Origin of the sequence: Miniphocaeibacter sp. (assembly GCF_049276255.1) — a bacterium.
GTDB lineage: Bacteria > Bacillota > Clostridia > Tissierellales > Peptoniphilaceae > Miniphocaeibacter.
Genome location: NZ_JBASWB010000014.1, coordinates 1 through 13,436, shown reverse-complemented (window position 1 = coordinate 13,436; position 13,436 = coordinate 1). Strand labels below are relative to the sequence as shown.

Annotated in this window: 14 protein-coding genes and 1 pseudogene; 8 read left to right on the top strand and 7 right to left on the bottom strand. The window is 25.8% G+C overall.

The features are described from left to right. Positions 1 to 59: 59 nt before the first annotated feature. Positions 60 to 1,577: an LA2681 family HEPN domain-containing protein gene (locus WAO56_RS01495; protein WP_422144913.1), complete on the bottom strand. Its 1,518-nt coding sequence runs from the start codon at positions 1,575 to 1,577 to the stop codon at positions 60 to 62. Positions 1,578 to 1,914: 337 nt separating this feature from the next. On the opposite strand from WAO56_RS01495, the gene WAO56_RS01490 reads away from it, so the two are divergent. The 7 genes from WAO56_RS01490 (at position 1,915) to WAO56_RS01460 (ending at position 5,929) form a co-directional block, all read left to right on the top strand. Beyond that, positions 1,915 to 2,394, top strand: coding sequence for a zinc ribbon domain-containing protein (locus WAO56_RS01490; protein ID WP_422144912.1), 480 nt, complete (start codon positions 1,915 to 1,917; stop codon positions 2,392 to 2,394). Positions 2,395 to 2,433: 39 nt separating this feature from the next. Next, positions 2,434 to 2,748: a hypothetical protein gene (locus WAO56_RS01485; protein WP_422144911.1), complete on the top strand. Its 315-nt coding sequence runs from the start codon at positions 2,434 to 2,436 to the stop codon at positions 2,746 to 2,748. Positions 2,749 to 3,243: 495 nt separating this feature from the next. Further along, positions 3,244 to 3,642, top strand: a complete 399-nt coding sequence (locus WAO56_RS01480; RefSeq protein ID WP_422144910.1) for a DUF1643 domain-containing protein — start codon at positions 3,244 to 3,246, stop codon at positions 3,640 to 3,642. Positions 3,643 to 3,870: 228 nt separating this feature from the next. Continuing rightward, on the top strand, positions 3,871 to 4,536 hold the full coding sequence (locus WAO56_RS01475; RefSeq protein ID WP_422146205.1) for a helix-turn-helix transcriptional regulator: 666 nt from the start codon (positions 3,871 to 3,873) through the stop codon (positions 4,534 to 4,536). Between the two features lie 71 nt (positions 4,537 to 4,607). Continuing rightward, complete coding sequence (locus tag WAO56_RS01470) at positions 4,608 to 4,955, top strand: hypothetical protein (RefSeq protein WP_422144908.1); 348 nt, start codon at positions 4,608 to 4,610, stop codon at positions 4,953 to 4,955. Positions 4,956 to 5,022: 67 nt separating this feature from the next. Continuing rightward, positions 5,023 to 5,562: a hypothetical protein gene (locus WAO56_RS01465; RefSeq protein ID WP_422144907.1), complete on the top strand. Its 540-nt coding sequence runs from the start codon at positions 5,023 to 5,025 to the stop codon at positions 5,560 to 5,562. 148 nt (positions 5,563 to 5,710) lie between these two features. Next, positions 5,711 to 5,929 carry a hypothetical protein gene (locus WAO56_RS01460; protein ID WP_422144906.1) on the top strand — a complete coding sequence of 73 codons (219 nt, stop codon included), beginning with the start codon at positions 5,711 to 5,713 and terminating at the stop codon, positions 5,927 to 5,929. A gap of 147 nt (positions 5,930 to 6,076) precedes the next feature. Here WAO56_RS01460 and WAO56_RS01455 read toward each other — a convergent pair whose 3' ends face one another. The 6 genes from WAO56_RS01455 to WAO56_RS01430 all read right to left on the bottom strand — a co-directional run bounded on the left by WAO56_RS01455 (position 6,077) and on the right by WAO56_RS01430 (position 12,267). Continuing rightward, positions 6,077 to 7,792: a hypothetical protein gene (locus tag WAO56_RS01455; RefSeq protein ID WP_422144905.1), complete on the bottom strand. Its 1,716-nt coding sequence runs from the start codon at positions 7,790 to 7,792 to the stop codon at positions 6,077 to 6,079. Positions 7,793 to 8,208: 416 nt separating this feature from the next. Continuing rightward, positions 8,209 to 9,243, bottom strand: a complete 1,035-nt coding sequence (locus WAO56_RS01450) for a HAMP domain-containing sensor histidine kinase (RefSeq protein ID WP_422144904.1) — start codon at positions 9,241 to 9,243, stop codon at positions 8,209 to 8,211. Continuing rightward, positions 9,240 to 9,926: a response regulator transcription factor gene (locus WAO56_RS01445; protein ID WP_422144903.1), complete on the bottom strand. Its 687-nt coding sequence runs from the start codon at positions 9,924 to 9,926 to the stop codon at positions 9,240 to 9,242. The genes WAO56_RS01450 and WAO56_RS01445 overlap by 4 nt, the downstream gene beginning before the upstream one ends. A gap of 83 nt (positions 9,927 to 10,009) precedes the next feature. Continuing rightward, positions 10,010 to 10,726 carry a hypothetical protein gene (locus WAO56_RS01440; RefSeq protein WP_422144902.1) on the bottom strand — a complete coding sequence of 239 codons (717 nt, stop codon included), beginning with the start codon at positions 10,724 to 10,726 and terminating at the stop codon, positions 10,010 to 10,012. 16 nt (positions 10,727 to 10,742) lie between these two features. Next, on the bottom strand, positions 10,743 to 11,525 hold the full coding sequence (locus WAO56_RS01435; RefSeq protein WP_422144901.1) for a hypothetical protein: 783 nt from the start codon (positions 11,523 to 11,525) through the stop codon (positions 10,743 to 10,745). Next, the gene (locus tag WAO56_RS01430) at positions 11,512 to 12,267 is read right to left on the bottom strand and encodes an ABC transporter ATP-binding protein (protein WP_422144900.1); all 756 of its coding nucleotides are present in this window, start codon (positions 12,265 to 12,267) and stop codon (positions 11,512 to 11,514) included. Before WAO56_RS01430 ends, WAO56_RS01435 begins: the two co-directional genes overlap by 14 nt. 501 nt (positions 12,268 to 12,768) lie before the next feature. Between WAO56_RS01430 and WAO56_RS01425 the strand changes: the two are divergent. Next, positions 12,769 to 13,436: pseudogene (locus tag WAO56_RS01425) on the top strand (IS30 family transposase); the annotation flags it as partial.

Here is a 13,436-nt window from a genome sequence, read left to right as displayed (position 1 = left end):
GATATATGAACAATCTCTCCATCTATACCTATATTTTAAATAAACTCCATACGAATTCTTTATATTTTCCATTCATCCTCATAATTATCGGCATTAATTGATGGAATAAATCCTCTCTTATAAGATTTTTTCTTTTCATTTTCGCTAATATTTACACTAATTACTAAATAAATAAGTAGCTCTCTAACCATATGTAATAATTCTAATGTGTAGTTTTGAAAATTTTTTTCAGATATATACCATATATTTCCTTTTTCCTCTAAATCTTCATTTAATGTTAAACTATTTGTAACGACTAAAAATCTATGTTCTAAAGCATTTCTTAATGTATGTAATATTTTAGAATGTGGGTTAGGGGATTTATGTAAATTAACAAAAATATCTTTGTATAGCCATCTAATAGCATTTAATCCATAATTGTTTACGTATGGCAATATATTTAGATTACATTCTTTACTGCTCTCCCATAAATTTCTAAATGTAATTTCATTTTCATTAATATTAAGATTATAATATTCATTTAAAAAAAATGACGATTTATCAAGAATAGAATATAATAACTTAAATGAGCTTTTTAATTTTTCTATCCGCACTGAATGCATAGCATTATCCAAATTGTTGGTTAGATAAACATCCCTATCTGAATAATGAGTTTTATAATTAGGCTCCAAAGATTCATAATATAAAAATCTTGAGCTAATAAATTCTTCCTTTAAATTATTATACATTATATGAAACTTATAATTGATATTTTTCTTTACTGACATAGTAATATCTGGTAAATGTACTATGTCACTAGCAATAAAATTTTCTTTTATTGGTAAGTCATTCATAGGATTTAAAAATAAGTTATTTTCTAAACACCAGTTTCGATAATTTTTTTCTGCATTAGACATTCCTAATGAATGTCTTGGTATATCTAGTTTTTGACTTAAAAACTTTTCAATATATTCAGTATCATATAAGTCTAAATAATACATGAACATCTCCTTTGCACCTTTGTCTATTTTCTCATTTATATTCTCAATTGAATTTTTAAGGTAATGGTATGAAAAATAATTAAGAATATTTTTATGTCCTTTATCATATATAATATTGGAATAAGTCATATATGATATTCCTAAATTCCCCATAGCCATAGCAAAAGAATCATCTAACGTAAGTACTATTTTAAAGTATTTTATCGCTTCTATAGTTCTACCTATTGTACTTAATATATTTGCATAGTTAGTGTATAAACTTAGCATTAATCCTAAAAAATATTGCTTTTCCTCATATGTATAATCATATTCTTTTATAATATTAATACTCTTTCTATAAAAGTATATGATTTTTTCTATAATTTTTTCATTACTTCCACTATTTGATAATGTAATCAAGTCACTATAACCATTAGCAATTGAGTAGTAAAGTGATGCTATTGATATTACATTTAAATCTTTATTATTAAATGAATTTATAGCCTTATTTATTAATTTTTCTATCTTCTTTTCATCTTTGTTGTCAAAAGCATTATCAAAATCTTTTTGTAATTTAATAATCCTATCATCTAATGGATTTTCATTTTTTTTACTCATAATTACTCCTTCCTAATAGTCCTAATGTATTCTAGACGATATTTTTCTTTTTATTATATTATATGCTATATATAATAGTAATATAATAATTTAAAAATTATGAAAGGTTTGTAATAAAATGTTAAATAAAGATAAATCTATAGATCAAATTATATTAAACTTGTTAGATTCAGATATAGATATTTGGGAAGATAATAAATTTTTTGAGGGTATACTAAAAAAACCTTCTCATTGCACAATGCTGTAAATGTTAATCTAAAAATGGTCTGAAAAGAGAAGAAAAAACGTAAATTCAAATCCTATTTTAGTTGACGGTAAATATGAACCAATTATTGATATGGAAGTTTGGAATAGAGTCCAAACTATAAATAGAAACAGAAGAGAAAAACCTGCTAGAATATATGATGGGAAATTTGCTCTTACGGGAGTATTAAAATGTCCTGTTTGTGGTGCTGGAATGGTGATGTCCCGAACTGTTAACAAATTAAAAGATGGTACTAAGAAAAAAATCGACTATTACGTTTGCGGAAACTGGAAGAATAAAGGAACAGCTGTTTGTAATTCCAATGGAACAAGAGTGGATATTGCTAATAAATATGTTTTTAAAAAAATAGAATCCCTTTTAAATAATCCTAGAATAATAAAAGATATTGTAGAAAATATTAATAATAAAGAAGAATTAGATTTAGAACCTTTAAAGAAAAGATTAAATAATATAGATTTAGAAATAAAAAAACTAAATGATAAAATAGATAAATTATTTAATGCACTGGAGGAAGGTATTATCACTAATGAAGAGTTTAAACTTAGAAAATAAAAATATTCACCTGAAAAACTAGAACTAGAAAAAGAAAAAATGAAACTATTAAAAAAATTATCAAATAAAAATGTTGAAAAAATCTCATATGAGTATATTCAAAATATAGTTGAAAAATTCGGTGAATTACTATTAAAAAGCAATAACATAAATCAACAAAAGAAACTAATTCAACTCTTAATTCCAGAATTTACCATTAATAAAAAAAGAGAAATAAACTCTATAAAAATAGTAATTAATGATGAAATATTAGATTACTTAAACTGTGAAAAAGGTGCATCCGAAATGGATGCATCTTTTTTAATGCATAAATATAAGGACAATACAAGTTATAAATTTAGTTTTTGTATATAAGTTTAACAATTATGTTAAGAGGTCAAATTATGAAATACGATTTAAGATCAGCACATGAATTTATGGAGAAATACCTAAAAACAAATATAGATATTGAATATATTGCCTATGAATCGATAAGTTTAAGTCTAGTGAATTAGACGATGAACTATTTCCCAAAAATATAGTGTTACCAACTTATGTTATGACTCATACTTATTTATATAGGGATTACTATCTTTATTATATTAATACCATTAAAACAGATAAAGTAATAATAATGGGGCTATTAAAAGACTGGGATTTAGTATATTACAAATTCGGAGATTGTTATAATGAATAGTAATGTAAAAACTCTAATAAAATGTGTTACTGCTATTCTTAATATATTAATTAAGGAGAATAAAAAATGATTGTTAAAGAAAATATTAATATTATAACAGAAATATTTAATATAAAAATAATAAATACAGGTATTCACTTAGTAAAACTTGGGATAATAATAATGACAAATACATGATCGTTACCTTATATCCAGGTAGTAGCTCTTTACTAAATGAAGATATGACCACCAGAATTATATTCAATGAACTTTCCAAGTACGATATCGGCTGTATTATATTTGTAAATCTATTTCCTGGTAATAATATAAAAAATATAAGTAAAAGAGCTTTTAATGAAAATGATAATATCTTGGTAGAACAAGCCAAGCTATGTAAGAAAGTAATATTTGCTTGGGGTACTTTACCAAATACAAATAAAATAGTAAAAGGCAGGACTTTAGAGATTATTAAGTTATTTGAAAATATAAAACTGAACATGTATTATTTGATAGATAAAAATAAAGAAAAAATGTATCATCCTTTAAATCCTAAGATTAGAAATAAATGGATTTTGGAAAAATATAATAAATAGTGCTAAATATAAATTAACTTTTTCAAAGAAATAGGTTGTTAAATATCTATTTCTTTTTATATTTATAAATAATCTAGCATAAAAAAATAATATTAAGGTTAAACCCCATTATATGTCCATGTTAAAAGTTATTATTATATTAATGTAGCTTGGAGGTTTGCATTATTGAGAAAATCTATAAATTTAAAAGGTAATAAAGGTTTTAGATTACTACTTATATACGAAAGAATGAATAAAGGCAAGGTTTTAAATAAGGATTCTTTGTCTAAAGAATTTAATGTTTCTTTAAAAACTATTCAAAGAGATTTTAATGAACTTAGGATTTATTTAAGGGAAATATATCCCTTTGAAATAGATACAATTATTAAATATGATAAAAAAATAAATGGTTATTATCTACAAAGATTAGAAAACGATTGGTTAACTAAAGAGGAGGTATTGATTATTTGTATGATACTACTAGGAAGCCATTCCTTAGAAAAAGCTGAAATACGTCCGTTGATTAAAAAATTGAAAAAATATGTATCTAATCATGATAAGGGACACATTGAAGAAATAATTAGTGATGATTTTGATAGGTACATCTCATTTGTATCTAATAAGAATATGCTTAAATCCATATGGAAACTAACTGAATATATATCTAATAAAGATATTATATCCTTTAAATATAAAGTTCACGATACCGAAATAGATAATATTGTAAAACCTGTTTCAATATTATTTAAAAATTACTATTTCTATTTAATTGCATATATACACAAAGATGACAATGAGGACTTAAAAATGTTTAGAGTAGATTATGTAAATACAATAAAAATAACTGGTAAAAAATTCTATATTCCCTATTCTAAAAGGTTTAGTAATAGCGATTTTAGAAAAAAGGGTTATTAAAAATAAACTATGAATAATTGGGAGGTTTATAAATAAAGTTTGGTTTAGATAAGCTTACAGAAAAAATTGGAATGAAGGTTAACTATGATTTTTTAGAACCTGGAGAAAAAGTTATTATGAAAGGTGGTGTAAACAAACAGCAATTTTTAGGAATGAATAAAGGTGGAAATCTGATATTAACGGATAGACGTTTAGTTTTTCTAGCTCATTCCATAAATTTCGGTTCTAAATTTGATGAAATACTATTTGATGATATAGCCTTTTCCGGAAATACCTTAAATATTTTCCTTCCTGTTCCTCATATGATAAAGGTTGTAACAAAAGATGGAAAATCCCATGAATTTGTTGTTTTTATGAAGCAAAAACAACAATGGAAAGAGAAGATATCTGAGGCAGTAAAAGAATATAAATTATCATAATTTATTTATTATGAATTATGATTAAAACCAATATAATATCAAAATACAAAAATAAAAGGAGACATTTATGAAAAAATTTAATGAATTTAACTTAGGAGAAAAAATTATATTAATATCTACAGTTGTAGCTATAATATCGTTGTTTATGCCTTGGGCAGATACTGGATTGGGAAGTTTAAGTGGCTTTGGTCAACAAGGTTTCCTCTTACTTGTATTATATATCTATCCTGTTTATAAAATATTAAAGGGTGACGAATACAATAAAATTATAGGTGTAATACTAGGAACTATTGTTTCCATATTTTCAATATTATTTGCATTCGGAAATACCATAGATTTATTCTGGGAAAATGTTAATGTTACAGGAGCTGGACTTTATGTATTCATATGTGCCAGTATAGGATTTACTGCTGGTAATGTCCTATATGATGGTACTATAAAAAAAGAAGAGTTGAGCAAGGACTTTGATGAAGTAAAATCTTATGTTAGAAAAGCTTCTTCAAAAATAGGTTCTGAAATAAACAAAGTTAAAGAGAATAAGAGCAGTGGAGATATCAAAGAAGAAAATTCCACTTTCAACGAAGATGATGATTCTAATATATACTAATAATAAAATATTGAAATAGAGCCATCTAAACAAGGGGCTCTATTTTTTAGAAAAAATATTTCAAAAAAGCTTGACAATATAATATAATAACACCAATATGTAACTATAAGCAATATATATATCGCTAAAACTTTAAAGGAGTAGAGTTATGAACAAAAACCTAACTATAGATTATAGTGATCCAAAACCATTATTTTTACCTATTATTGGAGAAATATATCTGATTGATAAAGTAAGTAATTATCTCAACGATGAAATGACTAACAATATTATTCTAGGGATATATATTGTCTTTTTAATTTTAGCTATATTGTTTCATTTAAGATATGTTTACAAATATTTTAAAATAAAAAAGGCAGAATCATAGGATGAATGTACTAATTTTGTAGATTTAGTTTTAAATAAACGTCTTAATTTAGGAAATAACTATAATATTCAAGGGAATTTTGACTCTGCGAAAAAAGTCTGTAAAAATAGCCTTCTATGATAAGATAAAAAATATCATAGGCTCAGTTTAATCAAGATTCATATTCAATAAATTATACATAGGATATTCTCTAAAACCGATCTTTTCTTCCTTTGAAAGATTATCAAAATAAATCTTGAATTCTTCTTTATTATTTAACAAGCAACAACATCCACATACTATATCATAATTTTTATATAGATTACTATTTTTCATAGATATAATTTCTTTTATCTCCTCTTGTGAAAGCTTTCTAATTCTTTTTATTATCTGATATTTATTCAATACATCTATTATTTCCATTTCTATATTATTTATTTTAAAATATTCATTGAATAATTTTTTTACTGCTTCTATTTTTACATTTCTACCTAAATCATATAATTTTAATAATGTTAGAATAGTGTCATTGAACATGCTGTATTCAATTTTTAGAAATTTATTTTCTTCAAATATTTTATTATCAATAGTAAATATAAAATTATCTACGTTTTTTATGGTATCAAATCCACAGATATTAATAAAATATACTACATTCGTTAGATATTTTTCTTCTAGCTTAATATACATATTTAAATCTTCATCAAATACATCAATTAACAAATTCTCCTTATCATTAATTAAATATATAAGTCTTAAGTTTTCAATGTTGCCAATTACTATTTTTAAATCTGATGTTAATTTCAACTCTTCATTTGGAATATTTTTCCGTGATTTTTTACTTGCTTTAAAAATGCAATTATTCTTATTTAGACTAGTAAATTTATCTAAAAAACTATTATATTCTTTTATTGAATTCAGTAACTCTATCAATTGCCTATCTTTAGACATTACTTCTGTGTCTATTAAATATTCTATAAATTCTTTTACTTCTAATAAATCAAGTATTATTTTATTTTCACAATCTAGATTATAATACATATCAATTCGTCCAGATTTTTTATTAGATTTTTTAGATGATATTTTTAAAATATCTTTATATTCATATTTTACTTCATTGGAAGTTCGTGTTACATCCATAATAAATTCTTTACTATTAAATCTGAATGGATGTTTAAACTTTATTTCTTTTTTGCTTACATTATCATCTATTGCCTTATATGAAAAAACACCTTGATCCATCTCTATTAGAAAATATCCTGTCATATTAGCAAATTTTTCATCATTAAATAGTAAATCTGACATATTTTTTGTTCCATCCACTGAAATATATCTAAATGTATATTTATCCAGATTATCTATTAAAAAATCTTCATTTAAGTAAATTTGAGCTCCCTTATTAGCTTCTACAAATCCTAATAATATACCAATAAAATTTTCTTTCGACTCTTTATTTAGTTCCAAAAATTTTATTGTAGGCATTTTTATTTTTGGATTTAATAACACAAAATTTAAATTATTAAAGGTTTTAAAAAATATTTTATGTTGTTTCACAGTATTATTTTCCACTAACATATTTACTAAGAATATAATACATCCATTATTATATGCATAATTCTTTAAATCATAATAATCAAACTGCATTTTCCCATTACTTAAATCATCTTTAGTTTTTACTTCTCTTCCTTTTATCTGTACAGCTATTTTATTAAGAAAATTTTTTTTACTAAATTCCACACTGTCTTTTAACTTATATAATAATATTTCTCCATCCCAAGAAATATTTTTATCATCAGTTTCAAAATTTTCATCTAAATTAGGAAACATTGAGATAAACTCTCTCATTATATTAACTGCTTTTTTCTCTATTTGTGTTTTATTCAATTTGTTGCTCCTATATAATTATTAATATTTAAACAAATCTTATTTTGAGTATATTATATCAGTTTAAATTACAATATTTAAAAATTATTAATATAGCATCAATAAAAAACCGCATATCAAACCGATACGGAGAACCGCATCATAAGTGATGCGGTCTTTTGTTATATATGAAATATAGATGATTAAAAAGCAATTTATTTTTAAACTTGAAATAGCACAAGTTAAATACTAATATTCATTAATATTCCCAAGATGTAAATCTCATATCTACAATAATCTTCTTGATAGTCAACTTCTGTAAAATAGAAAATGACAAAAATCAGAGAAACATTTTGCCATTTCTATTTATATACCTATTTCTGTATTTGTAGCAATTTGAATTTAACACTATCTTCCATTTACCATTATATAATTTATCACTCATTAGGATTTTCACCATAGAGTGGAATCTGAATTTCAAAAGAAATAGTATCTCCAGAAACCTGTGCAGTTAAGCTACCTTTCATAGATTGAATAATTGTTTTAGAAATAGACAGGCCCAATCCCAAATGTCCTTGAGAACCAGAACGCTCTTCCGTATAAAATCTTTCAAAAATTTTTTCTACATTAGTTGTTTCTAATAGGCACCCATCATTTTCCATGACAAGATAAAAGTTTTGTTCATCTAGTCTAGTAGACATTGACAAGCATTTTTTTGTGTAGCGAAGTGAATTACTCAATATATTTTGAAGAGCTCGATGTAGTTGATTTAAATCAACTAACATAACCGCCGTACTCTTTTTCTTAATCTCATTTTTAAACTCTGATGATATTCCTCTAATTTTACATTCACTTTGGCTATTTTTAAAAAAAATAGTTATCCAATCATAACAATTTATCTCTTGATAGTCTAAATGTAAATCCTCTGGTAAAGAGTAGCTCAAACTCAACTGCTTTGAAAGTTCTGTCAATAAAGTCAACTTACTTTCAATTATTTTAAAATATTGTGCTTCTTCTTCTGGTGAATTGGCCATTCCATCTTGTAACGCTTCAACATATGCTGAAATAGAAGCAATGGGTGTTTTCATATCGTGTGAAATACTAGTAATAAAGTTCTTTCGCTCAATTTCAAATACTTTTTGTTTATTTTGTTGTTGCTCTAGTCTTTTTCTCATTTGATCAAATATTAAAATAAAATTTCCAAGTTCATCATCCCTATCATATATAATAGGATGTGATAAATTACCTATTGAAATAGAATTAGCTTCCTCAGTTATTAAAATTAACGGTTTAATTACTCTGTTTCTAATGAAAAGGACAAGCCAAATAGTCAAAATCAAAGTTGGAATAGTAACAAATATCAAAAAAACAAAAACAAATTCAACATGCACTAGAAAAAGTGTGGAAATAATAGAAAAAATAGATAGTATTAAGCAATTTATTCCTAGTTGACGTACTATACTTTCTTTCATTCTAATTCACCATCAAATCGATAACCAACTCCCCGCACGGTACTTATATTATTATATTTTCCTAGTTTTTCCCTTATTTTTTGAATGTGAATTGCTACCGTATTTATATCACCATATTTATTGATTCCCCATACATTATCGTATAATTGCTCCTTACTCATAACTTGTTTTGGATGTTTTAATAAATAAGCAAGCAAATCAAATTCTTTAGCTGTAAGGCTAACGATTGCTTGTTGTTTTTTTACTAATCTAGCCGAAAAATCAATAAAAATATCATCATATTGAAATTGTCTTTGAATATCTTTTAAATGTTGGTAAGTATCTATACGTCTAAAAAGTGTGGCAACTCGTACTACTAATTCTTTTATTGAAAAGGGTTTAGTTAAATAGTCATCTGCTCCAAGTTTTAATCCTAAAATACGATCAGACTCTGTTTCTTTAGCACTAATAATAATTACTGGCAATATTAACTTTGTGCGAATTTCCCGGAGAATTTCTAACCCATCTTTTCCGGGAAGCATTAAATCTAATAAAATCATATCTGGATTGAAATTCTCAACAACAGAAATCGCATAATTACCATCATCACATACTTCAACCTGATATTGTTCCTTATGAAGATAAATTTTTATCATATTAGCTAAATCTCGTTCATCTTCGATAATCAATATTCTCTTTTTCATCTTTGTCTCCTCATAGTTATCTGTTTATTAATTTTTGTAGCTGTATTGTATCATTGAAATATCCATTTTACATCACAATTATTTTAAAGAAATAAATCTTTGCGTTTAAATACCTGCATTGCAGCAATCCAACTCATTATCCCAAATAAAACTATCACCATAGCAATCCAAATACCTAATTTAAATTCAGAACCACTAGTTAAAGGTAGTTGTATCATTTGCATTGTTGGTACATAGTCAGCAATCTGCTGAATAGATTCTAGGATCAACATAATAAAAACCATTCCTAATCCAAAACCAATTGTAACTGGTTCACTTTCTGTAATAATCATACTTAATAAAAGAAGACCAGTAAACAACAATATAGTTTCCGTGGCACCCACCGAAGACAAAAAGAAAAAGCTTCCTAACTCTAAGTAATCTAATTGAGAAGACAACACAATCGTTGTGAAAATCGTACTACATAAATGAGTTAATAAAATCAAATAACATGTAGTAATTGATGTTATTACTTTAGATAAAAGATAAATTCTACGACTACTTGAATATGGAATAATTCCTTTAATTGTGCCATTATGATAATCAATCATAATTAAATCGCAGATAAGATAACAGCAAATGAGCCAATACAATGGTCGAAACTGTGCTAAGCTCGCTTTCACCACGGCTATATTCGATTGACCTCTATAGACTACAAAAGCTGAAAAAGCAATGCTCAAGAGTGAAATAATTGTCAATATTAGCATATATTTTTTTTGATATGTCATTCTTTTAAAATCAAATTGTAGCTGCTTAAACATATTATCCTCCCATCTATTAAACAAATAAATCTTTTTTTTGGAATATTTTATAGCCAACATAGCTAAAAATAACACAGTATACAACAATAATCAGAAAACTTTTAACATTGTATAAAAGTGGCTTATTAAATATATCCATATGAAAAAATAACATTTGATGAAAAATAGTAAATTGTCTTATCTTAGGGAGAAGCTCAAAATATTGTCCAACCATTAAGAAGATTCCCATTATTGTAGCACTTTCTATTATCCGATCATAGTACATAGAAATAACCAACCCTATCAAGCCAAATCCGAAATATGCAAAGGCGAAGACAGCACCAGATAAAAAGGTAACTAAGATTCCTATTAAACCGTTAGCAATAAATGAATGAAAAACTAACTGGTCTCCCCATCCAAAATAGAACATACCTACTATGTAACTAAGTATAATCATAATAAATGTAATAAATAAACAAAATAGGAAAATAGAGCAGACACGGCTAACGAAATATTCCATACGAGAAACAGATCGTGTTAATGGTATTTTAATCACCCCATTTGTACGGTTTTGACTACTAATCCTACTGACATAGATAGCAACAAAGATACCCGTAAAGAAAAAACTCGCTTGTAAATGCTGTATGGGAAATGACTGGGCATTTCCTACTGTCAAGACAGAGCCTTCACTGCCCATAATCTTATAAAAAAGTGCTGATATAATAAAACTGACCAAATAGATAACAGAATAGACAAGAGTTAATTTTGATGCAATCATGCGCTTTACTTCAAAGATTACTAATTTGTTAATTTTTTTCATTTTGATTATCCCCCACACAAGCAAAGAATAAATCTTCTAAATCATTTACTTGATATTTTTCCAGCAACTCATCTACTGCTCCACTTTCTACTAATCTACCTCTCTGGATAATTGTAACTCGATTACATAAATCCTGCATTTCTCTTAACATATGACTTGAAATCAAAAATGTAATATTTTCTCTTTTAGCCAAATCTTTAATCAAAACCTTCATTTCACGTAATCCAACTGGATCGACACCATTTGTTGGTTCATCAAGAATAATTAAGTTAGGCTTACAAAGCAATGCATTCGCTAAACCTAGCCGTTGTTTCATTCCTAAGGAAAAAGTTTTTACTTTATCATTTTTTGCATCACTTAAACGCACTATCTCTAAAACTTCATCAATTCTTGATTTTTTAACGGGTTTATCCGCCAAGGTATTGCTAAGGATTAAATTCTCTTTAGCTGTTAGATCTAAATAAAACGCTGGATTCTCAATAATACTTCCCACAGTAGATAATGCTTTCCGATGATCTTTTTCAACAGAATATCCGTTAATTAGTATTTCCCCAGATGTTGGAAAAACCAATTGCGTTATCATCCTTAAAGTCGTTGTTTTACCAGAACCATTAGGTCCTAAAAAACCATATATATCTCCCTTATTCAAATTAAAGCCTAAATTATCCACTAGATTTTTCTTGTTTACTCTTTTTGTAATGCCTTTTAACTCTAATACTGGAACTTGATTTTCATTTTGCATTTCTTTCCTCCTATAATATTTTTTACTTATCCTTATCCTATCAAAGTAAAATAAAGTTTCGTTTTAACTAAGATAAAGTCTTCATAAAGTATTATTACTTTAAATAAAAAATCATGAAATTTAGAAAGATTTAATCTCAAAAATTATATTTTTTTATCAAAGTGGAATTCAATAGTTTATCTAGTTTTTCTTTTTAAAATCATTTACGGCAGAATGAAGTTTATAATTGTCTAACTTAATTTGACAAAGAATAAGATAAAAAATTATAGTCAATATCAGAATGTAATTAAATATTACTTTAATAATTGAGTTTTATATACGATAGATTGTAAAATTAAATGCAACACCTAAAATAAAAAACTCATAACAAATTCCAAAATTCGTGTAAAATGTTAATATCCACAAAACACACAGGTCGGAGAATGTTAAGAATCATAAACATCTTACCATGGATGATAGAAATAAAAAGATATACAGTTGAATATTCAGTAAAATCGCTCAAAAGATTATGAAGAAAAATCTAAGAATAAGGGGAGAAAGTTTAAATTTACATACAGTTTAGGGAGTTTTATTCAAGAAAGATTGAATAAATCGTGGTCTCCAGAACAAATAATGTGCAGAGATTTAGAAGGTATATTATCTTTTAAAACCATTTATAATTGGATTTATTCTAAAGTTTTATCTGTAATTTAAAGGTTTTGCGAAGGAAAGGAAATAGTAGGAAATCTAAAGAAACTAGAGGCAAATTTAATATTGGCAAATCAATATCACAAAGACCAAATCATGTAAAGAAACGCATAGAATTTGGACATTGGGAACTAGATACAGTTGTTTCTTCTAGAGGTAAAAGCAAAGGATGTTTAGCAACATTCGCAGAGATGAAAACCAGATTCTATATTGCGATAAAAATGAAGGATAGAAGCAAAGACTCTATGATGAAAGCTATAGAACAACTGGTAAAGGCATTACCTAAAAAAGCATTTAAAAGTTTCACTTCTGATAGAGGAAAAGAATTTGCTTGTTATGAAAGTGTAGAAAATCAACTAGGAATAGATTTCTATTTTGCTGATCCATATAGTGCTTGGCAAAGAGGAACTAACGAGAATAGTAATGGACTATTAAGAGAATATTATCCAAAGAAAACAGATTTATCATCAATTGATGATAAT